20 protein-coding genes are annotated in these 20,068 nt (G+C 66.8%); 7 read left to right on the forward strand and 13 right to left on the reverse strand.

All coding sequences use genetic code 11. The annotated features are described in order from the left end of the window. Positions 1–23 precede the first annotated feature (23 nt). Positions 24–1,202, forward strand: a complete 1,179-nt coding sequence (locus OB2597_RS15365) for a MalY/PatB family protein (RefSeq protein ID WP_009806518.1) — start codon at positions 24–26, stop codon at positions 1,200–1,202. A 1-nt stretch (position 1,203) separates the two neighbouring features. Here the strand turns inward: OB2597_RS15365 and OB2597_RS15370 are convergent, their stop codons facing one another. After that, complete coding sequence (locus tag OB2597_RS15370; protein WP_009806519.1) at positions 1,204–2,067, reverse strand: DMT family transporter; 864 nt, start codon at positions 2,065–2,067, stop codon at positions 1,204–1,206. 244 nt (positions 2,068–2,311) lie between these two features. Then, positions 2,312–2,998 (reverse strand): response regulator transcription factor, encoded by a 687-nt coding sequence (locus OB2597_RS15375; protein WP_009806520.1) that lies wholly within the window; start codon positions 2,996–2,998, stop codon positions 2,312–2,314. Positions 2,999–3,173: 175 nt separating this feature from the next. Here OB2597_RS15375 and ribA point away from each other — a divergent pair, with 175 nt between their 5' ends. Both ribA and OB2597_RS15385 read left to right on the forward strand, forming a co-directional pair. Continuing rightward, complete coding sequence (gene ribA, locus OB2597_RS15380; protein WP_009806521.1) at positions 3,174–4,250, forward strand: GTP cyclohydrolase II; 1,077 nt, start codon at positions 3,174–3,176, stop codon at positions 4,248–4,250. Further along, the gene (locus tag OB2597_RS15385) at positions 4,247–4,729 is read left to right on the forward strand and encodes a L,D-transpeptidase family protein (RefSeq protein WP_009806522.1); all 483 of its coding nucleotides are present in this window, start codon (positions 4,247–4,249) and stop codon (positions 4,727–4,729) included. The genes ribA and OB2597_RS15385 overlap by 4 nt, the downstream gene beginning before the upstream one ends. Before the next feature lie 30 nt (positions 4,730–4,759). Here the strand turns inward: OB2597_RS15385 and thpD are convergent, their stop codons facing one another. The 3 genes from thpD to OB2597_RS15400 form a co-directional block, all read right to left on the reverse strand. Beyond that, a complete protein-coding gene (thpD, locus tag OB2597_RS15390) occupies positions 4,760–5,716 on the reverse strand; it encodes an ectoine hydroxylase (RefSeq protein WP_009806523.1) in 957 nt (318 codons plus the stop codon). A gap of 118 nt (positions 5,717–5,834) precedes the next feature. Then, the gene (locus OB2597_RS15395; protein WP_040609847.1) at positions 5,835–6,488 is read right to left on the reverse strand and encodes a YggS family pyridoxal phosphate-dependent enzyme; all 654 of its coding nucleotides are present in this window, start codon (positions 6,486–6,488) and stop codon (positions 5,835–5,837) included. A gap of 92 nt (positions 6,489–6,580) precedes the next feature. After that, positions 6,581–7,477: a porin gene (locus tag OB2597_RS15400; RefSeq protein ID WP_009806525.1), complete on the reverse strand. Its 897-nt coding sequence runs from the start codon at positions 7,475–7,477 to the stop codon at positions 6,581–6,583. A 347-nt stretch (positions 7,478–7,824) separates the two neighbouring features. Between OB2597_RS15400 and OB2597_RS15405 the strand changes: the two genes are divergently transcribed. Then, a complete protein-coding gene (locus OB2597_RS15405) occupies positions 7,825–8,331 on the forward strand; it encodes a DUF3576 domain-containing protein (protein WP_009806526.1) in 507 nt (168 codons plus the stop codon). Positions 8,332–8,338: 7 nt separating this feature from the next. Here OB2597_RS15405 and OB2597_RS15410 read toward each other — a convergent pair whose 3' ends face one another. Beyond that, complete coding sequence (locus tag OB2597_RS15410; RefSeq protein WP_009806527.1) at positions 8,339–9,583, reverse strand: glycosyltransferase; 1,245 nt, start codon at positions 9,581–9,583, stop codon at positions 8,339–8,341. Between the two features lie 138 nt (positions 9,584–9,721). Between OB2597_RS15410 and leuS the strand changes: the two genes are divergently transcribed. From leuS to holA, 3 genes are read left to right on the forward strand one after another with little or no spacing between them, the layout of a single operon-like run. After that, positions 9,722–12,289, forward strand: coding sequence for a leucine--tRNA ligase (gene leuS, locus OB2597_RS15415; protein WP_009806528.1), 2,568 nt, complete (start codon positions 9,722–9,724; stop codon positions 12,287–12,289). Then, positions 12,276–12,770 carry an LPS assembly lipoprotein LptE gene (gene lptE / locus OB2597_RS15420; protein WP_040609391.1) on the forward strand — a complete coding sequence of 165 codons (495 nt, stop codon included), beginning with the start codon at positions 12,276–12,278 and terminating at the stop codon, positions 12,768–12,770. The genes leuS and lptE overlap by 14 nt, the downstream gene beginning before the upstream one ends. Beyond that, on the forward strand, positions 12,767–13,792 hold the full coding sequence (holA, locus tag OB2597_RS15425) for a DNA polymerase III subunit delta (protein WP_009806530.1): 1,026 nt from the start codon (positions 12,767–12,769) through the stop codon (positions 13,790–13,792). The genes lptE and holA overlap by 4 nt, the downstream gene beginning before the upstream one ends. On the opposite strand, the gene OB2597_RS15430 is transcribed toward holA, so the two are convergent. From OB2597_RS15430 to OB2597_RS15460, 7 genes are all read right to left on the reverse strand, one after another. Beyond that, the gene (locus OB2597_RS15430; protein WP_009806531.1) at positions 13,789–14,409 is read right to left on the reverse strand and encodes an exopolysaccharide biosynthesis protein; all 621 of its coding nucleotides are present in this window, start codon (positions 14,407–14,409) and stop codon (positions 13,789–13,791) included. The genes holA and OB2597_RS15430 overlap by 4 nt on opposite strands. Positions 14,410–14,440: 31 nt before the next feature. Beyond that, positions 14,441–15,310 (reverse strand): SDR family oxidoreductase, encoded by an 870-nt coding sequence (locus OB2597_RS15435; RefSeq protein WP_040609393.1) that lies wholly within the window; start codon positions 15,308–15,310, stop codon positions 14,441–14,443. A gap of 31 nt (positions 15,311–15,341) precedes the next feature. Then, positions 15,342–16,334, reverse strand: a complete 993-nt coding sequence (gene lpxK / locus OB2597_RS15440; RefSeq protein ID WP_009806533.1) for a tetraacyldisaccharide 4'-kinase — start codon at positions 16,332–16,334, stop codon at positions 15,342–15,344. Continuing rightward, entirely contained in the window at positions 16,321–17,517 is a 1,197-nt protein-coding gene (locus tag OB2597_RS15445; protein ID WP_009806534.1) for a 3-deoxy-D-manno-octulosonic acid transferase, read from the reverse strand. Before OB2597_RS15445 ends, lpxK begins: the two co-directional genes overlap by 14 nt. Before the next feature lie 3 nt (positions 17,518–17,520). Next, positions 17,521–17,766, reverse strand: coding sequence for a DUF4170 domain-containing protein (locus OB2597_RS15450; protein WP_009806535.1), 246 nt, complete (start codon positions 17,764–17,766; stop codon positions 17,521–17,523). 90 nt (positions 17,767–17,856) lie between these two features. Continuing rightward, positions 17,857–18,660, reverse strand: a complete 804-nt coding sequence (locus tag OB2597_RS15455; RefSeq protein WP_009806536.1) for an inositol monophosphatase family protein — start codon at positions 18,658–18,660, stop codon at positions 17,857–17,859. After that, entirely contained in the window at positions 18,647–19,993 is a 1,347-nt protein-coding gene (locus tag OB2597_RS15460; RefSeq protein ID WP_009806537.1) for a TldD/PmbA family protein, read from the reverse strand. Before OB2597_RS15460 ends, OB2597_RS15455 begins: the two co-directional genes overlap by 14 nt. Positions 19,994–20,068 lie beyond the last annotated feature (75 nt).

Here is a 20,068-nt window from a genome sequence, read left to right on the forward strand (position 1 = left end):
CGCGCAGCAATCAAGGACCGACCATGACGACCCCTGACTTCGACCAGATCATCGAGCGCCGCGGCACCCACTCCGCCAAATGGGACAAGATGGAGGCGTTCTGCGGCGTTTCCTCCGACGACGGCATCCCCATGTGGGTGGCGGACATGGACTTCCGCCCGCCGCAGGCCGTCACGGACAGCGTGCGGCATTACGTCGATCACGGGGTCTTCGGGTATTTCGGCGACGACACCGCCTATCTCGACGCGATCACCTGGTGGATGAAGACACGCCACGGCTGGGAGGTCGATCCCGGTCACATCTTCTCGACCCACGGTCTCGTCAACGGCACGGGCCTCTGTATCGAAGCCTTCACGGAACCGGGCGACGGCGTGGTGATGTTCACCCCGATCTACCATGCCTTCTTCCGCGTGATCCGCGCGGCGGGCCGCGAGATCGTGGAATGCCCGATGTCGCGCGACGGCGCGAAGTACACGCTCGATTTCGACGCCTACGACGGGATGATGACCGGAAACGAGAAGATCCTCGTTCTCTGCTCGCCGCACAATCCCGGCGGACGCGTATGGACGCGCGAGGAACTGACCGGCGTGATCGACTTTGCCCGTCGACACGACCTGATCGTCGTCTCGGACGAGATCCATCATGACCTCGTGCTGCCCGGAGAACGGCACATCCCGATGTCCCTCATTCCCGGCGCCGCGGAACGGCTCGTCATGATGAGTGCGGCGACCAAGACCTTCAACCTCGCCGGCATGCACACCGGGAACGTGATCATCTCCGATCCCGACTTGCGCCGCCGCTTCGAGACGCGGATGAGCGCGCTCGGAATATCTCCGAACGCCTTCGGCAAGCACATGGTCGCCGCCGCCTATTCGCCGGAGGGCGCGGCCTGGGTCGATGCGCTGATGGAGTACATCGACGGCAATCGCCGCATCTTCGACGAAGGCATGGCCGCCATTCCGGGGCTAAAGTCGATGCCGCTCGAAGGCACCTACCTCGCCTGGGTGGACTTTGCGGATACCGGCATGACCGGAACCGAAGTGCAGCGCCGGATCCTCGAGGATGCGCGCATTGCCGTGAACCAGGGCGAGACTTTCGGGGCGGGCGGCGAGACGTTCCAGCGCTTCAACCTCGCGACTCAGCGCGCCCGCGTCGTCGAGGCGGTGGACCGCATGCAGAAGGCTTTCGCCGACCTGCAGTAGGTCAACCCAGCAGCACCGCGACCACCCCGCCCACCGAGGCGAGGCTGCCGGCGATGCCCCGGCCGCCCATGCTCCGGTCGCCATGAACGACGCGGTTCAGCCCGATCGTGATCAGCGGATAGATCGCCACGATAGGCGAGACCTGCGCCACCTCGCCCAGCCCGAGCGCCGCGTAGAGCATCACCAGCGCGGTCCCGTTGCATAATCCGATGACCATGAACCACCCGATTCCGGCCCGCGCGCCGGGCGGCGTGCGCTGGCCCATGGTCAGCCGTGCCGCCCAGACCACCAGGGATGAAACGAGATACCCGATCAGCGCGGCGGCGAAGGCCGAAGGCCAGATCAGCAGCCCCAGCTTGACCACAGGTTGAACCGCCCCCCGCAGGAACGCGCCCGTCAACGGCAGCGCGAGCACCGACAGCCGCGCGCCCGGTAGGCTTCTGGACCTGTCCAGCGCCAGCATGACAAGCCCCGCGCAGACGGCGACCATCCCGAGCCACTGCATCGGCGACGGCGTTTCGCCGAGGAGGACGATGGCCAGCCCGATGGCGAAGATCGGCGAGAGGTTCCCCAGCCCGCCCGTCAGGTTGGGACCGAGCGCCCGGTTGGAGACGAAATTCAACAGGGAGACAGCCGCCGGATACACCAGCCCCGCCGCGGCGAAAATCGCCACTGCCGTGGTATCGAGCGAACCGAAATCAACCGTAACGGGAGCGATCAGAACGAACAGCAGGAACGAGGTCGGCACGCTGAACGATGCTCCGACCAGCGGCGACAGCGTGCGCAGCCCGAATGTCGTCAGAACAAGCCCGAGGGCCAGAAACACCGCCGCCCCGAGGGAAAGCGCCAGAATCCAGATGTCCAATGTCCCTTCCCGTCCCACCCAAGGCCGCGGTCAAGCTGTTCCATGAACAGCGCCGGAACGGAAGGCGGATCAGAAAAAAGAGACCCGGGCACTAGGGCCCGGGCAAGTCCAACAGGGAGGTACATATCAAACCCGGATATGCGCGGTGTGGTTCCATGGGGAACCTAAATGCATGTTACCATCATTTATATGCCAAGAGTAAGGCTGGAATTCCTTACCTCGATTCTCCGTAAAGTTGTGGCAATTATGCCACCAGCCGATAACCGCCGCTTTCCGTGACCAGAAGCCGGGCATTCGACGGATCGGGCTCGATTTTCTGACGCAGGCGGTAGATATGCGTCTCGAGCGTGTGCGTCGTGACGCCGGCGTTGTACCCCCAGACTTCATGCAGAAGAACATCCCGCGCAACCACGCCGTCGGAAGAACGGTAGAGGAACTTGAGGATGTTCGTCTCCTTCTCGGTCAGGCGGATCTTCTTCTCGTCCTCGGTGATGAGCAACTTCATGCTGGGGCGAAAGGTATACGGTCCCAGCTGGAACATCGCGTCCTCGCTCTGCTCGTGCTGACGAAGCTGTGCGCGGATGCGCGCCAGAAGCACGGGGAACTTGAACGGTTTGGCGACATAGTCGTTCGCCCCGGCATCCAGCCCCAGAATGGTGTCCGCGTCGCTGCTGTGGCCCGTCAGCATGATGACCGGGGCCTTCACCCCCTGCTTGCGCATCAGCCGGCACAGTTCGCGCCCGTCCGTATCGGGCAGCCCGACGTCCAGGATAACCAGGTCGAACAGGCTTTCCTTGACCTTCTGCATCGCGTCGTTGCCGCTTCCCGCCTCGAGGACGTCGAAGTCTTCGGTCATCACCAGCTGTTCGCTCAGCGCCTCGCGCAGATCGTCGTCGTCGTCCACCAGTAGAATGCGTTTCAACTGTGCCATGATCGGCCCTCCTTGGTTCAGCGGCATTATTGTGCCGTGGCGTTCACATGAGCGTGCGTGGCGCAGCCGACAAGAATTGCTACCGAGGTCTCACGCGGACGTGTCCCCTCGGCGGGTAATGTTTCAACTTTGCAATCCGACAGGCTAAGTTGCCTCCATGAACGAAGGAGGCCGTATGTCGTTGATCCCCGATGCGAACGAGCGTCTGTCCCGAGCCCGGGCCGATCTGCGGATCGGTCTGCCCGTCCTGCTGCGCGACGCCGACCGGCTGGTGCTGATTCTCGCGGTCGAAACCCTCTCCGCCGAGAGGCTTCAATCGCTGGCCGAGATCGAGGGGCAGCCGCATCTCGCCATCACCGCCCGCCGCGCCGAGACCCTCAAGGCGCGTCCCTACGACGGGGATCTCGCGCGGATCGTCCTGCCGCGGGATGCCGGCCTTACATGGCTCAACGCAGTGGCCGATCCTGCCGATGACCTGCGCCAGCCGATGAAGGGCCCTCTCGTCGCTCTGCGCGACGGCGAAGCGGATCTCGACCGGCTGTCCCTCCGAATTCTCAAATCCGCGCGTCTGCTGCCCGCCGCGCTGAACCTCGCGGTCGCCGAGGCGCCGCCGGGTTTGACGGAAATCGACGCGAGCGCGACGCGCGCCGTGCTCGATGCCGCAAGTCCGCTGCACCCGGTCATCGCGGCCCGCGTGCCCCTCGCCGCGGCCGAGAATGCCCGCCTGCACGTCTTTCGCCCAGAGGACGGGGGCGAGGAACATTACGCCATCGAGATCGGCCGCCCCCCGCGCGACAAACCGGTTCTCGCGCGGCTTCATTCGGCCTGTTTCACGGGCGACCTGCTGGGATCGCTCAAATGCGACTGCGGACCGCAGCTTCGGGGTGCGCTCGCCCAGATGGGCGCCGAGGGCAACGGAATCCTTCTATACCTGAACCAGGAAGGTCGCGGCATCGGGCTGGCCAACAAGATGCGCGCCTACTCCCTGCAGGACCAGGGTTTCGATACGGTCGAGGCCAACCACCGGCTCGGCTTCGAGGACGACGAGCGCGACTTCCGCCTCGGCGCGGCACTGCTCAAGGATCTGGGCTTCTCGGCGGTCCGCCTGCTGACCAACAATCCCAACAAGATCGCCATGATGGAGCGGGCCGGGATCGCCGTGCCCGAGCGCGTCCCGCTGAAGGTCGGAGAGAACCCGCACAACGCCCATTACCTCGCCACCAAGGCGAAGAAGTCGGGCCATCTGCTGTGATCTTCCGCTGGACGCCGGCGGGACTGAACGTCGGCCGCCACCTCCTGCCATGTACCCACGGCAGGAACGGGCTGACGGAGGAGAAACGCGAGGGCGACGGCGCGACGCCGCGCGGCCTGCACCGCATCGTCGGCTGTCTCTATCGCCCGGACCGCATCGCGCCGCCCGCGCCCTGGGCCGTGCCGCTCCTGCCGGGAATGCTCTGGTCCGACGACCCGGCGCATCGAGCCTACAACCGTCTCGTCGCCGCGCCGTACGAGGCCAGCCACGAACGTCTGCGGCGCGCCGATCCGCTGTACGACGTCGTTCTTCTGACGGACTGGAACTGGCCCGAGGCGGTCCCCGGCGCCGGGTCCGCCATCTTTCTGCATCAATGGCGGCGTCCCGGGTATCCGACAGAAGGGTGCCTCGCCTTCTCCCGCGCCCACATCCGGTGGCTGGCGGCATGGGCGGAGCCGGGCACGCCGCTGCTTGTCTGAGGCGACGGCGGCACCCGGTTCAGCCTGGCGTCACGCTTCTCCGAAGGAACCCTTCACCGGCTGGATCGCCTTGGGCGTTCCCCGGTTGGCAAGGTAGTCCGGGCGCGGAGACTTGGCGGCGAACGGCTCGGCACTGGCGTTCGACACGGCGTTGTAGACGAAGAACGCGTTCGACCGCGGGTCCGGCGTGATATTGCCGTTCGAGCCGTGCAGCGTGTTGCATTCGAAGAAGATCACGGTGCCCGCCGGCCCTTCGACGTGGTCGATCCCGGCCTCGGCCGCCAGCCGCTTGAGCGTCTCTTGCGAGGGAACCCCGATCTCCTGCTTCTTCAGGCTCGATTCGTGGTTTGCGTCCGGCGTTTCGCCCTGGGTGCCGATGAAGGTCAGGTGCGATCCGGGGATCAGCATGAGAGGTCCGTTGAGCGCCGAATTGTCCGTCAGCAGCAGCGATGCCGACACCGCCCGCATGCGCGGCATGCCATCCTCGGCGTGCCACGTCTCGAAATCGGAATGCCAGTAAAACTCCTTGCCGGTGAAACCGGGTTTGTAGTTCAGGCGGCTCTGGTGAATATAGACATCGTCGCCGAGGAGAAACCGCGCCAGTCCGGCCATGCGTTCGTCGCGCGCCACGCGGTCGAACAGATCGGAATGCTCCTCGAGGCGGAAGATCGTGCGCACGGCCTCTGATTCGGGCTCGGTGATCAGGTCTTCGGCGCGGATGCGCTGCCCCTGCTCGCGCAGCTTGCGGCTGGTTTCGATCATCACGCCGACCTCATCCTTCGAAAAGAGATCGCGGCGCACGAGATAGCCCTTCTCGGCGTAATGCTCGGCCTCGGACTTGGTGATCGGGGCGCTTTCATCCCAGTCGGACCACAGGACCGGGTCCTTCCGCAGAGTCATCATTTCGCCGTCGGCAAGCCGGGTCGGATAGAGATCTTCGGCCGTCTGTCGCTCAGCCTCCACGGCGTTCTTGCTCTGAACGTTCATTACTCGCTCCTTCGATATACATGGTTTTACTCCACCACTTGGGCGGATCGTCGTCACAACACGGCGGCCGGAAAAAATGTTCCAGAAAGAGGAGTGACAGCGCTAACGGAAGCCGGGGTCAGGCGGTCGCGCGGGCCCCGAAAATCGCGGAACCGACGCGCACATGCGTGGCACCGAGCGCGATGGCCTGTTCGAAGTCGCCGCTCATGCCCATCGACAGCCCCTCCAGCCCGTTCCGAGCGGCCAGCTTGGCCAGCAGCGCGAAGTGCAGCGACGGCGCCTCCTCGACCGGAGGAATGCACATCAGGCCCCTGAGCGGCAGACCGAGAGCGCGCACCTCCGAGACGAAGCCATCCGTCTCGTCCGGCAGGACCCCGGCCTTCTGCGGCTCTTCTCCGGTGTTCACCTGAATGAAGAGATCGGGGCAGGACCCGATGTCGTCCGCCAGCCGGGCGATCGTCCGGGCCAGCTTGGGGCGATCCACCGAATGGATGGACTGCGCCAGTTCCATCGCCTGACGGGCCTTGTTCGTCTGAAGGGGTCCGATGATATGCAGATCGACATCGCCAAAGGCGTCACGGAAGGCCGGCCACTTGCCGGCTGCCTCTTGCACGCGATTCTCGCCGAAGGTCCTGTGCCCGTCCTCCAGCACCGACCGCACGTTCTCGTCGGGCTGCATCTTCGAGACGGCGATCAGGGTGACGTCCGACGGCGCGCGTCCGGCGCCCTCGGCGGCCTTCGCAATGCGGGAGGTGATCTCGGTCAACGACATGGGCCAGAGATGCCACTTCGCCGTGCCGTCGTCCAGAAACGAAATGAGCGGGCCCGAAGGCCCGCTCACTCTAACACTCTCGGGTGAGAGAATTAGAAGGAGAATGCAACGCCCATGGTTGCACGATCGGTCGTGTTCCGCTCGCCGTACTGAGCGAAGAGCGAAGCGCCACCGCCCAGGTCGTAGGTGCCGAAGATGGTCCAGTCGTCGGAACGGCCGGCCGCGTCGGTGAACAGGTAGTTCGCGCCAACCATCAGGCCGTTCGCGTTGTAAGCGGCCGAGATGTTGAAGGTCGGGTCGGTGTAGTTGTCGCCGTCGACCATGGCAACGCGGGCTTCGAACGCGCCGAAGGTGCCGCCTGCGGACAGACCGTAGTAGGCGTCGTCGGTGCCGCCGACCGACTGGTCGGATTCGTAGGCTGCGGCAACGTAGAAGGAGCCTGCGCCCATGTCACCGGAGTACTTGGCGCCGATGCCGACGCTGTCGGTCACACCTGCGTAGGACAGCGAGACCGAGACCGGGCCGGCTGCGTAGTCGATGCGAGCGATGTTGCCCGGATCGGAGTTGTCGATGAACAGCGAGCCGCCGGTGCCGATGCCGCCCCAGAGTTCGTACCAGATGCCGGCGATGCGGTGCACTTCGCCCATCGACTTGTCGAACGCGCCGTCGGTGTTGCCGAAGGTGAAGGTCAGTGCGCCAGCCGATGCGGAGAACACGGTGGTCGCGCCGACGTTACCGCCTTTGGCGAAACCGGCGTTGTAGTTCAGGCCTTCCATTTCGACCGTGGCGGAGAGCGTCACGCCGCCGTCGGTTTCGGTGGTGCCGGTGAAGTAAAGGTCAGCGGAGGTGCGGAGCTCGGTGACGCTGGCGGCGCCGGCCGCGTCGGTGTAGTCCAGACCGAATGCTGCACGGCCGGAGATGGACACGTCTGCAGCGGCGACGCCTGCGGTGGCAACCAGTGCCGTCGTCGCGAAGAGAATCTTTTTCATAGGTTTTCCCTCGATTTCACAAGTCAGCCCAGCCCGGTTGCCCGTCTGGGTATGACAGTCGTTTCGCTCTTTTCGGCCTGTCTTTGCAAGCGGCGGGTGGAGGCGGCAATGTTTCGACACGTGATTGGTGCAGCTTTGCCACAGTCCCTTTGCCATCAGGGTGATGCCGCAGGGGCGGGGCGGAACAATGCGTCCCTTGCGGAGGGCAGAACCCGCCTCGCACCGGCGCTTCGTGGCGCTGGCCCCCGCGGCCCCGCGGGGTTGCGGAGAACCGGGCCGATAAACCTTGCCCCCGACCAAACGCTTCATTAGGAGTCATGCAGATTGCTGCAATCTGGAATGATACCATGACCTTCAAGGCCCCCGTCAGGATCGCCATCTGTCTCGTCACGATTTTGGCCCTGGCCTCGTGTGGTCGGTTTGGTGGCGGGCGCCCTATCTTCCAGGGGACGGACCCCGGCACCTCGAAGGAGATCACGGACCAGCGCCTGCGCGAAGAGCGTGGCCGCACCGGCACGACACTCTGGGACGCGATCCGGGGCCGCGACGACGGCAGCAAGGTGGCGGTCAACCGCTACCTGTGGAACGCCTCGCTCGAGGTGCTGGATTTCCTTCCCGTTCAATCGGTTGACCCCTTCACCGGCGTCATCGTCACGGGCTATGGCACACCGCCTGGCGGCGGCCGCGCCTATCGCGCCACGATCTACATCGTCGATCCGGCGCTCGACGCGCGGTCGCTCAACGTCTCGGTCATGACGCGCGGCGGACCGGTGGCGACGGGCACGCAGCGCGCGGTCGAGGACGCGATCCTGACCCGGGCGCGTCAACTCCGGGCGCGCGACCGCAACTTCTGATCCGGCTTCACATCGGCCTCTGGCCAAGCATGTCGACCCAGGCCAGCTGCCGCGGCAGGCAGATCCGGCGCAGGTCGTAGGTCTCGAAGATCTGCGCCCGCGCCGCGGCCCCGAGGCGCTTGCGGCTCTCGGCGTCCTCCAGCAGATCGATCGCCTGGTCGACCAGCGCATCCCCATCGAAGAAATCCACCAGCCGCGCCGTCCTGTCGTGCTCCACGGCCTCCTGCACCGGCGGGGTTCCCGAGGCGACGATCGCCGCCTCGCATGACATCGCCTCGAACAGCGACCAGGACAGGACGAAGGGATAGGTCAGGTACAGGTGCACCCGGCTGACCTGCAGCAGAGAGATGAACTGGTCGTATGGAATCCGTCCCAGGAAATGCACCCGGTTCCAGTCCGAATCCGGAATTCTGCCCCGCACCTCGTCGATGAAGACCTGCTTCCACGTCGTCCCTTGGGGCGGTCGCGCCCCGTAGGAGACGCCGTCCCCGCCGACGATCAGGACCTGGGCGTTCGGGCGCTCCCGCAGGAGTCGCGGCAGCGCCCGCATGAACACGTGATACCCGCGATAGGGCTCGAGGTTGCGGTTGACGAAGGTCACCACCTCGTCGGCGCGGCTCAGCCTGCGCCCGTCCGCCAGCCCGAACTCGGCCTCCGGATCGGGCCTGAGCGTGTCCGTGTCGATTCCGTCGTGGACCACCGTGATCCGGTCGCGGAACGGTTGCGGAAACGTATCGGCCTGGAACCGCGTCGGGCTGATCCCGGCATGGGCCATGTCGAAATGCAGGTGGTTGTTGATGTTCTTCATCCGGATCCGCAGCTTCTCGAGCTCCGGGTCCTTCATCGGGAACTCGGGATCGAACCCCATGTGGGGATGGTCCGTCAGGTGATAGAGTTCGCAGTAGAGACCGAGACGCGCATCCGGCCACACGTCCTTGAGGAACAGCGACTCGCCCCAGCCGTGATGCGCGATGATGATGTCGGGCCGGTACCCCTGATCGCGCAGCTCTCGCGCGGCGAGATAACAGGATTCGGCGCGCGTCACCTTACTGTCGAGATCGAGCACCCAGGGGTGCATCTTCTGCTCGGTCCGGCGGGCGATGCCATAGGGCAGGACATCGACCCCTTTCCATGTGGTGCGATCCTTGACCCGCAGCGTCAGGGCGGTCACGCGATGCCCCCGAGAGGCGAGAACGGCAGCCAGATGCTTGAATTGACCAGGAAAATTCTGGTGGATGAATAGTATGTTCATGTGCCCTGCCTGCCCGGTTTGCGGCACTTTATACACGCCGGACGCCGGCCGCCAAGCCGCAGAACCCGCAAAGCGCTGGACCCCCGGGCATGTGCCGAATATCACCCACGATCAGGCAACCGCAGCAAGAGGACCGGCATGTCGCGCTATTCCGCCGCCGAGATCGAACCGAAATGGCAGCAGGCCTGGGACGAGGCCGGGGTCTTCCGTGCCGAACGCATGCCCGGCAAGCCCAAGTACTACGTGCTCGAGATGTTCCCCTATCCGTCGGGCCGCATCCACATCGGCCACGTGCGGAACTACACCATGGGGGACGTGGTGGCGCGGTACAAGCGCGCGACCGGCCACAACGTCCTGCACCCCATGGGCTTCGACGCCTTCGGGATGCCGGCGGAGAACGCCGCGATGGCCAATGGCGGTCATCCCCGGGACTGGACCTATTCTAACATCGACACGATGGTCGGCCAGATGAAGCCCCTCGGCTTCTCGCTCGACTGGACGCGCATGTTCGCCACCTGCGATCCGGAATATTACGGCCAGCAGCAGGCGCTGTTCCTCGACTTCCTCGAAAAGGGCCTCGTCTACCGCAAGAACGCCGTGGTGAACTGGGACCCCGTGGACATGACCGTGCTGGCCAACGAACAGGTCGAGGACGGCCGCGGCTGGCGCTCGGGGGCTCTGGTCGAACGGCGCGAGCTGACGCAGTGGTTCTTCAAGATCTCGGACATGTCGGAAGAACTGCTCGACGCGCTCGACACGCTCGACGACTGGCCCGCCAAGGTGAAGACCATGCAGGCCAACTGGATCGGCAAGTCGCGCGGCCTGCAGTTCTCGTTCGGCCTCACCGACACCTCGCACGGCTATGACCGGGTCGAGGTCTACACGACCCGCCCCGACACGCTCATGGGCGCCTCGTTCGTCGGCATTTCGCCCGACCACCCCCTGGCCAGGGAACTCGAACGGCACGATCCCCGCGTGGCCGAGTTCTGCAAGCAGGCGCGCCAGGGCGGCACCACCGAAGAGGCCATCGAAAAGGCCGAAAAGCTGGGCTACGACACCGGGCTGACTGTCCGGCACCCCTTTGACACGGCCTGGGAACTGCCCGTCTTTATCGCCAACTTCATCCTGATGGACTACGGCACCGGCGCGATCTTCGGCTGCCCCGGCCATGACGAGCGCGACCACGAATTCGCCCGGAAATACGGCCTGCCGATCATCGACACCTTCCTGCCTGTCGAGGGTGAACATGACATCCAGAAAGAGCCCTTCGTTCCGCCCAAGACGGAAAAGGTCCGCTTCACCCGCCTTGTCGCCGGCGAGAAGATCCAGACCGGGAACGAGGCGATCGACGCGACCATCGACTTCTGCGAAGCGAACGGCGTCGGTCAGGGCGTGACCAAGTTCCGCCTGCGCGACTGGGGCCTCTCGCGCCAGCGCTACTGGGGCTGCCCGATCCCGGTCGTTCATTGCGACGACTGCGGCGTGGTGCCCGAAAAGAAGGAAAACCTGCCGATCCGGCTGCCCTATGACGAGGGCGACAAGCCGATCGACTTCTCGATTCCCGGCAACCCGCTCGATCGGCATCCGACCTGGCGCGACACGCCCTGCCCGTCCTGCGGCAAGCCGGCGAAGCGCGAAACCGACACGATGGACACCTTTGTCGATTCGTCGTGGTACTTCGCCCGCTTCACCGCGCCGCGTGCCGAAACGCCAACGGTGATGGAGGATGCCGAATACTGGATGAACGTCGATCAGTATATCGGCGGAATCGAACACGCGATCCTCCACCTGCTCTATTCCCGCTTCTTCGCCCGGGCGATGCACATCTGCGGCCACCTGCCCGAGGCCTCGAAGGAGCCTTTCGACGCGCTCTTCACGCAGGGGATGGTCACCCACGCGATCTATCAGACGCAAAAGGACGGCCGCCCGGTCTATCATTACCCCGAGGATGTCGAGCTGAAGGACGGCAAGGGGTTCCTCGAGGACGGGACCGAAGTGGAAATCATCCCCTCGGCCAAGATGTCCAAGTCCAAGAACAACGTGGTCGACCCGGTCCAGATCATCGCCGACTACGGCGCCGACACCGCCCGCTGGTTCGTCCTGTCCGACAGCCCGCCCGAACGTGACGTGGAATGGACCGCCGCCGGGGCCGAGGCCGCGGCCAAGCACCTCGGCCGCGTCTACCGTCTGGCCTCAGACCTCACCGATGGCGAGGCCGAGACGGACGAGGCCGACGAGCACCTCATGCGGGAGATGCACAAGACGGTCCACGATGTGACGCTGGGCATCGACTCCTTCGGGTTCAACGCGGCGATCGCCAAGCTCTACGGCTTTACCAACACGATCGCCAAGTCGCGGGCCGGATCGGTGGCGCGGCGCATGGCGATCAAGACGCTGGCGCAGCTCATGTCGCCCATGACCCCGCACCTGGCAGAGGAGATCTGGCAGATGCTGGGCGGCGAGGGCCTGATCTCGCAGGCGCCCTGGCCCAAGGCGGACCCTGCCATGCTGGTCGAGGACACGGTCACCATGCCGATCCAGGTGAACGGCAAGCGCCGGGGCGAGATCGAGGTGCCGAAGGATCTCGATCCTGCCGAGGTTGAAAAACGGGCGCTCGCCAACGAAGGTGTGCAAAGGACGCTGGACGGGGCCCAGCCCAGGAAAGTCATCGTCGTCCCCGGACGGATCGTGAATGTCGTCATGTGACCGGCGCAGTCTGCTGATGGCGCTGGCGGCCCTGCCGCTGGCGGGTTGCGGATTCGCCCCGGCCTACGGGCCGGCCGGCGGGGCCGACGTGCTGACCCGCTCCATCGCGCTCACACCCCCCGAGACCCGCCGCGACTATCTTCTGGCGCGGCACGTCGAACGCCGTCTCGGGCGCGCGGCCGATCCGGCCTTTCTGCTCGACGTGGATCTCGACATCCGCGAGGAACGGATCGCCATTACCGATGCCAACATCACCCGCCGCTTCGACCTGGTCGGCAATGCGGACTACACGCTGACGACGGCCGACGGAGCCGAGGTCGCGCGGGGCCGTGTCAGCAGCTTTACCGGCTATTCCGCCACCGGCACCACCGTCGCGACCCGTGCCGCCCGGGGCGATGCCGAGGAACGGCTGATGACCATGCTCGCCGACCAGATCGTGACGCGCCTGATCGCCGCCGCGCCGACCCTGCCGGGATCATGAAGCTTTCGCCCCGCGACGCCACCGGCTATTTCGCCCGGCCCGAGGCCGATCGGACCGGCCTGCTGATCTATGGCGCCGACGGTATGCGCATCGCGCTCAGGCGGCAGGAGGTCATCGCCGCCCTGGTCGGGCCCCAGGGCGAGGAAGAGATGCGCCTGACCCGCCTGCCCGCCGCCGAAATCCGGCGCGATCCCGCGCTGCTTGCCGACGCGATCAAGGCCGTCGGGTTCTTTCCCGGCCCCAGGGTCGTCTTCGTCGAGGACGCGACCGAGGTTCACGCGCCGGCGATCCTCCCGGCCCTCGAGGACTGGCGCGAGGGCGATGCGCAGGTCGTGATCACGGCCGGCCAGCTCAAACCGACCTCCAAGCTTCGCAAGTTCTTCGAATCCCACAGGAACGCCTATGCCGCCGCGATCTATGACAACCCGCCCACGCGGGTCGAGATCGAGGCCGAACTGAAGCGCTCGGGCCTGACCGACCTGAGCCAGGACGCGCTGCGCGATCTCTCGGCCCTCGCCATGGCGATCGATCCGGGGGATTTCCGCCAGACGCTGGAAAAGCTCGTCCTCTACAAGCACGGCGACGCCACACCGGTCACCCCGGCCGACCTTGCCGCCGTGGCGCCCGCCTCGACCGAGGCCGAAATCGACGACATGCTCGATATCGTGGCCGAGGCGAAGGCCGCCGAGATCGGCCCCCTGATGCAACGCCTCAGGGCACAGGGCATCCAGCCGGTCACGCTCTGCATCGGGCTGATGCGCCACTTTCGCACCCTTTACGCCGTGGCCGCGGCCCCCGGCGGCGCGGGCGAAGGGATCAACAAGGTGCGCCCCCCGGTCTACGGCCCCCGGCGCGACCGGGTTCTGCGGCAGGCGCAGGGCTGGGGCGCCCTCAAGCTGCAACAGGCCCTGACGGAGATCACCGAGACCGACCTGGCTCTGCGCTCCGCCGCGCAGACCGCCCCGGCGATGGCTCTGGTCGAACGGTCGCTGATCCGGCTCGCGATGATGGCGCGGCGCTAGCCGCTGCCCAGCCACCAGACCAGGGCGACGCTGAGCCCGATCTGGATGTAGCCCAGCAGGGTGAACAGCCCGTCCCGCGCCAGCAGACCGATGGCGAAGAACGAGATCGCGATAGCGAAGACCGAGGTCACCATCGGCAGCACCTCGAGCACGGGAATCACCAGCGTGATCGCGATGATCACCGACAGCGTCACGATGTTCGCGGGGCGCGACACCAGCACGCTCACCCGCTTGTCGGTCCGGTTGTCGATCCATCTGCAGGGCTTTTCCAGCCAGTCGAGCGCCTTGTTCAGCTTGTCCGAGGGCACTTCGCGGCGCTTCAGGAACTCGGGCAGCCAGACGTGCTTGCGCCCGGCCAGCTTCTGCGCAGTGATCAGAAGGATGAAGATCGCCCCGATGGTCGGCAGGCCGAATATCCCGGAGAGGGGCGTGATCAGGATCAGCGCCGGCACCAGGATGGTGGGCGCGAAACTGCGGACCCCGACCTCGGCCAGAATATCCCGCACCGACACATTCTCGCCGTGCTCCGCGTTCCGAAGCGCGTCCAGGATGTCGGTCAGGCTGCGAAGCGGTTGCCCGCTGGACGCCTCGGCGTTGCTCATGTCGGCTGTTGTCATGACGACTGAACGCTCCGGCAGGCAGATCGGTTCAGTCGCCCGCTCCTTTTTCCGTTTCCTCGGCCAGCAAGGCCGCCAGCCCTTCCCGGTAGGTGGGATACTTTAACCGCACGTCCAGATCGGTCTTGATCTTTCGGTTCCGGACCCGCTTGCTCTCGGCATAAAAACTCCGAGCCATCGGCGTCATCTCGGCCGTCTCGAAATCCTCCTCGGGTGGCAGCGGCAGGCCCAGCAGCTGCGCCGCATAGGCGATCACGTCTTGCGGCGGCGCGGGATCGTCGTCGCACAGATTGTAGACCGCGCCCGGATCCGGCCGCTCGATCGACGCCGCCAGTACCTGCGCGATATCCTCCACATGGATTCGTGAAAAGACCTGGCCCGGCTTGACGATCCGCCGCGCGCGACCGCTGCGCACCTTGAAGAAAGGGCCGCGCCCCGGGCCGTAGATCCCCGCCAGACGGAAGATGTGCAGCGGCAGGCCGGGGATCGACCGCCACTCGGCCTCGGCCGCCACACGCAGGGCCCCGCGGCGCGTCGTGGGGGTCAGCGGGGTGCTCTCGTCGACCCAGGCCCCGTCGTGATCGCCGTAAACGCCGGTGGTCGAGAGATAGCCGGCCCATTCCAGCTGCGGCGCCTTGCGCAGAATCTCCTCCCGCAGGACCTTCAGCATGGGGTCGCCGCCCTCGTCCGGCCCGGCCGAAATCAGAAGATGGGTCGCCTCGGAGAGCGGGCCGGACAGATCGCCGGGAACGGCATGCCCGGCGACGCCCTCCTCGCCAAGCTCTCGCGCCTTGTCCATTGACCGGGTCGTGCCATGCACCGTCCACCCCCGTGGCAGCAGGAGACGGGACAACGCGCGCGCGGAATATCCGTGGCCGAGAGAGAGAAGGACAGGAGCCATGCCACGGGGATGCGCCAAGCTTGGACGGCGGTCAAGCCGGGAACAGGCGGTCCAGCGCCGCCTCAAGCGGGGCCGCGTCGTGGATACGCAACCGTACGGGAACCGTCAGAACCTTCTGCCGGAACGAGGCCGGCAGCCGCACCGCGTCCTTTTCCGTCGTCACGAGCTGGGCGCCGATCCGCGCCGCATCGGCTTCGAGCCGCGCCATCAATGCAGGCGTCAGGGGCTGATGATCCGACAGGGGTTCGGCGTGAACCACATCGGCGCCGAGCGCCCGCAGCGTGGCGAAGAATTTTTCCGGGTGCCCGATTCCCGCAAAGGCCAGAACCGTCGCCCCAGCCCAGTCCATCCCGGTCTGAAGGGGGTCCAGATGGCCGGTCACATGGGGCAGGCCGAGGGCCGGGTTGATCTGCAGAAAACGGTCCTGATCCGGCGGATCGCCGATCGAGAGCAGCAGGTCGGCCCGCTCCAGCCCGGTCGCCACCGGTTCCCGCAGCGGTCCTGCCGGAATGCAGCGGCCATTGCCAAACCCCCTGGCGGCATCGACGACGACGAGGCTGAGGTCCTTGTGGACCGCGGGGTTCTGGAACCCGTCGTCCAGAATAACCGCCTGCGCCCCGTCCGCAGCCGCGGCACGCGCCCCGGCAGCCCGATCCCGCGCGACCCAGACCGGTCCGAAGGCGGCCAGCAGCAGCGGTTCGTCCCCGACATCCGCTGCCGTATGGTTAAGAGGATCGACCCGCACCGGCCCGGTCAGCCGCCCCCCATGGCCGCGCGACACAACATGCGCCAGAACGCCCCGTGCGGCCAGCCGGTCGCACAGCGCGATCACCGTCGGGGTCTTGCCTGTGCCCCCCGCATTCAGGTTCCCCACGCAGATCACCGGCACATCGACCCGCGCGGGCGTGCCCCCGGCGATGCGCCGCGCCGTGCCCCGGGCATAGAGCGCCCCGAGAGGCCCGAGCAGCCGCGCCGACAGCCCCGGCCGCTCCGGCGGCCTGTACCAGAAATTAGGCGCCTGCATCGCGGATCGGCCGTGCGTCGAGAATCTCCTCGATCGTGTTCAGAACCCTGTCGGTCACCTCGGCCCCGTCCGTCGCCACCTCCCAGGCGGCCTGCGCCATCGTTGCGGACTGGTCGGGCGCGTTCAGCCGTAGCACCGCGTTCGACAGGCTGCCGGCGTCCTTGACCATCCGCGCGGCGCCGGCGCGGGCGAAGCGGGAATAGGCCCGGATGAACCGGTTCACGTTGGGCCCGTACAGGATCGCCGATCCGAGCGCCGCCGGTTCGTAGGGATCCCGCCCCCCGTGTCCCGCCGTCAGCGAAGAACCCATGAAGGTCACCGGCGCCAGCCTGTACCATAGACCCATTTCGCCGTAGGTATCCGCGACGAGAACCTGTGTCGTCTCTTCCGGAAAACCGCCATCCGACCACCGCTCGAGCCGGAGGCCGGCCCCCGCGACCATCTCGACCAGCCGTTCGCCATCCGACGGCTCACGTGGAACCACGATCAGCATGAGCCGGTGCGCCACCCGGATCGCCTGCCGGTGCGCCTCGATCACCAGCCGGAACTCGTCCGGCTGGACCATCGCCGCAAGCCAGACGGGGCGCGTCGCCAGCCGCTCGGAGAGCGCTACGCGCGCCTCCTCGTCACAGGCCAGGGCCGCGCCGCCCTCCTGCAGGGGGCCGGTCTCCTCGATCCGCTCCGGCTCGGCCCCGAGACGGACGAGGCGCCGGGTCGCATCCGCGTCGTTGGCATAGATCGTCGCGAACCCGTTCAGGGCCACCCGGTCCGAGCGGCGCCGCCAGGGGATCCGAACCTCTTCGAACCCCGTTTCCTCGGCACCGACGAGGATCATGGGCAGGCCCTCGTTCCGCGCGGCGGACAACAGCGTCGGCCGCAGGTGGCCGGTGTGCCAGACGCAGATGTCCGGCTTCCAGTGGCCGAGGAAGGCACGACAGAGCGACGAACTCTCGTCCGGGACGGTTTCGACCATCACGTGCTCGGGGATCTTGTCGGGGCAGGCGCGGTCATCGGTGACGGTCAGCAGCACATGCAGGCCCGGATGGTGAACCTCGGCCCGCACGGCAAGCTGGATCAGGGCATGTACCTGTTCCGGCTCCGCCGCATGAGTCCAGACGAGAGCGCCCTCGGGTCGTTCCGGATACCGACGCTCCGCCGCGGCGCCGCGACGTGTGGCCGGCAACCCTCAGGATCCCAGTTCTTCGGTCGAGGAGGCCGCCGCCTCTTCGTCCCGCAACCGGTGGAGATGCGCGATGTAATAACGCATATGCGCGTTGTCGACGGTGCGCTGCGCTTCGGCCTTCCAGGCGTCGAAGGCCGAGGCATAGTCGGGAAAGATGCCGACGATGTGGATGTCATCGACATCCTTGAAGACGTTCTTGGTCGGGTCGACCAGTTCTCCGCCGAAGACAAGGTGCAGGCGCTGCGTCATGGAAGGACTCCTTCAGGCTGGCGGGACGTGCGGCGTTGTCCGGAAACTGCGGAATTTGGGCCGTGCCGTCAAGCGGCCCGCCGAGGCCGGTCAGGGGCCGACGCCGGCCACGCCGAGCGCGGTCAGGATCTCGGCATGCAGTCCGGGCCCGGCTGCCACCACACCGTCGACCTGCGGATGCGGGTTGTTGAAGCGCAGGCGCCCGCCGCGCCTGTCCGTCGTGACGGCGCCGGCCTCGCGCAGGATCAGCTCTCCGGCGGCAATGTCCCATTCCCAGCTGGCGCGCAGGGTCAGCATCGCATCGAAGCGGCCCTCGGCCACCAGCGACAGCCGGTAGGCCAGCGAGGGGCGGTAGTGCCGCGCCACCTCGGGCACGCCGCCGGGCCAGTGGCGGCTGTCATAGTTCGGTTTGGCCGCCAGCACCCGCGCGCCCGGCAGCCCGGACCGCGCGGAGACGCGGATCGGCCGGTCATTGAGAAAGGCCCCGCGCCCCTGCGCGGCCGAATAGAGCCGACCCTTGAGCGGCAGGTAGACCGCCGCCGCGATGACCGTTCCGCCCTCGGCGATCGCCAGCGAATGCGCCCAGGTGTCGTTGCCCTCGATAAAGCTCCGCGTGCCGTCGATGGGATCGACGATGAAGACCCGCTCCCGCTCGTGGCGCTCCTGCGTGTCCTCGCTCTCTTCGCTCAGCCAGCCGTAATCCGGCCGCGCCGCCGTCAGCGAGGTTCGCAACAGGTCGTCCACCGCCAGGTCGGCCTCGGTCACCGGACCCAGACCGCCCGACTTTTCCCATTTGCGCGCGGTCCGCCCGGTGTATTTGAGCGCGACCCGTCCGGCCGCCCGCGCCGCTTCGGTCAGCAGCGCCAGATCCCCCGCCGGGTCACTGCCCGGCAATGGACATGTCCTCGATCAGGATCGACGGCACGACGTGGCTCAGATGCGTGCGGGCATCGTTGGCGGGGATGATCCGCGCCAGCATCTCGATCAGGTTCCCCGCGATCGTCCCCTCGGAGACGGGGTGCGAAATCGCCCCGTTCTCGACCCAGAAACCCGATGCGCCGCGCGAATAGTCGCCGGTGTTGGGATTGATCGTCGACCCGATCATCGAGGTCACCAGGAAGCCGGTGCCCATCTGCGCGATCAGATCGTCCCGCGTCGCCGCGCCTTGCGTCAGCTCGACGTTCCAGCTTGCCGGTGAGGGGGGCGAGGACAGGCCGCGCGCCGCGTTCGCCGTCGGCGCCATGCCGAGCTTGCGCGCCGTGGCCAGATCGAGCGTCCAGCCCGTCAACACTCCGTCCTCGACGATGGCGCGCCGCGCGGTCCGCAATCCTTCGGCATCGAAGGGTCGCGATCCTGTGGCCCTGCGCCGGTGCGGGTCCTCGACCAGCGAAAGCCCCTCGGGCAGCACCCGGGTCTCCAGCCGGTCGCGCAGGAACGAGGCGCCACGCGCGACGGCCGAACCGTTCACGGCCGCCAGCAGGTGCCCGATCAGGCTCCCGCTGATCCGTTCGTCGAAGAGTACGGGATAGCGCCCGGTCTTCGGCTGCACGGGCCCCAGCCGTTCCACCGCCCGTTCGCCGGCGCGCCGGCCGATCTCTTCCGGCGTGCGAAGATCGGACTGATGGAGACGCATGTCGCCGTCGCTGTCACGCTCCATCCCCGTACCGGTTCCGGCGATGGCGGTGCAGTGCAGCTGCCGGTGCGTCCGCGCGTAGCCGCCGGAAAAGCCGTTGGACGCCGCCAGGTAGACCCGGCTGCGACCATAGGCAGCGCCCGCCGACTGCACCTGCGACACGCCCGCAACCGCGAGCGCCGCCGCCTCGGCCGCCAGTGCGTCGCCCTGCAGGTCGTCAGGCGCCGGGTCCTCGGTCGGATCGGCCAGGTCCAGCGCCCCGGCGTCCCGCACCTCGCTCAGCTGATCGGGGCCGGCCAGGCCCACGAACGGGTCTTCCGGCGCGACACGGGCCATGGCGACGGCGCGCTCGGCCATCTCGCGCATGGCATCGGCCCGCAGATCCGAACTCGACACGCAGGCCTGACGCTGTCCGACGATGGCCCGCAGGCCGATCTCGACCCCTTCCGAGCGCTCCGCGTCTTCCAGTGTCTGCCCCCGCACCCCGATCGAGATGGAGGTGCCATCGCGCGCCATCGCATCGGCCTGGTCGGCGCCGGCGGCCCTGGCTGCGTCCAGCAGACGCGCCGTCAATTCCTCGAGCGTATCGGTCATTGCACCTTTCCTTCGCGGCCATATCGACCTAGCCGCGAATGCCCCGTGGTACAAGGGCGCCCCCCGGTATCCCGG

This window comes from Pseudooceanicola batsensis HTCC2597, from assembly GCF_000152725.1.
GTDB lineage: Bacteria > Pseudomonadota > Alphaproteobacteria > Rhodobacterales > Rhodobacteraceae > Pseudooceanicola > Pseudooceanicola batsensis.

Excerpts from the sequence above, each read along its gene's own strand:
- OB2597_RS15365 (WP_009806518.1), top strand. The coding sequence starts at position 24 with ATGACGACCCCTGACTTCGACCAGATCATCGAGCGCCGCGGCACCCAC.
- OB2597_RS15375 (WP_009806520.1), bottom strand. The coding sequence starts at position 2,998 with ATGGCACAGTTGAAACGCATTCTACTGGTGGACGACGACGACGATCTG.
- ribA (WP_009806521.1), top strand. The coding sequence starts at position 3,174 with ATGTCGTTGATCCCCGATGCGAACGAGCGTCTGTCCCGAGCCCGGGCC.
- thpD (WP_009806523.1), bottom strand. The coding sequence starts at position 5,716 with ATGAACGTTCAGAGCAAGAACGCCGTGGAGGCTGAGCGACAGACGGCC.
- OB2597_RS15395 (WP_040609847.1), bottom strand. The coding sequence starts at position 6,488 with ATGTCGTTGACCGAGATCACCTCCCGCATTGCGAAGGCCGCCGAGGGC.
- OB2597_RS15400 (WP_009806525.1), bottom strand. The coding sequence starts at position 7,477 with ATGAAAAAGATTCTCTTCGCGACGACGGCACTGGTTGCCACCGCAGGC.
- OB2597_RS15405 (WP_009806526.1), top strand. The coding sequence starts at position 7,825 with ATGACCTTCAAGGCCCCCGTCAGGATCGCCATCTGTCTCGTCACGATT.
- OB2597_RS15410 (WP_009806527.1), bottom strand. The coding sequence starts at position 9,583 with ATGAACATACTATTCATCCACCAGAATTTTCCTGGTCAATTCAAGCAT.
- leuS (WP_009806528.1), top strand. The coding sequence starts at position 9,722 with ATGTCGCGCTATTCCGCCGCCGAGATCGAACCGAAATGGCAGCAGGCC.
- lptE (WP_040609391.1), top strand. The coding sequence starts at position 12,276 with ATGTCGTCATGTGACCGGCGCAGTCTGCTGATGGCGCTGGCGGCCCTG.
- holA (WP_009806530.1), top strand. The coding sequence starts at position 12,767 with ATGAAGCTTTCGCCCCGCGACGCCACCGGCTATTTCGCCCGGCCCGAG.
- OB2597_RS15430 (WP_009806531.1), bottom strand. The coding sequence starts at position 14,409 with ATGACAACAGCCGACATGAGCAACGCCGAGGCGTCCAGCGGGCAACCG.
- OB2597_RS15435 (WP_040609393.1), bottom strand. The coding sequence starts at position 15,310 with ATGGCTCCTGTCCTTCTCTCTCTCGGCCACGGATATTCCGCGCGCGCG.
- lpxK (WP_009806533.1), bottom strand. The coding sequence starts at position 16,334 with ATGCAGGCGCCTAATTTCTGGTACAGGCCGCCGGAGCGGCCGGGGCTG.
- OB2597_RS15450 (WP_009806535.1), bottom strand. The coding sequence starts at position 17,766 with ATGACGCAGCGCCTGCACCTTGTCTTCGGCGGAGAACTGGTCGACCCG.
- OB2597_RS15460 (WP_009806537.1), bottom strand. The coding sequence starts at position 19,993 with ATGACCGATACGCTCGAGGAATTGACGGCGCGTCTGCTGGACGCAGCC.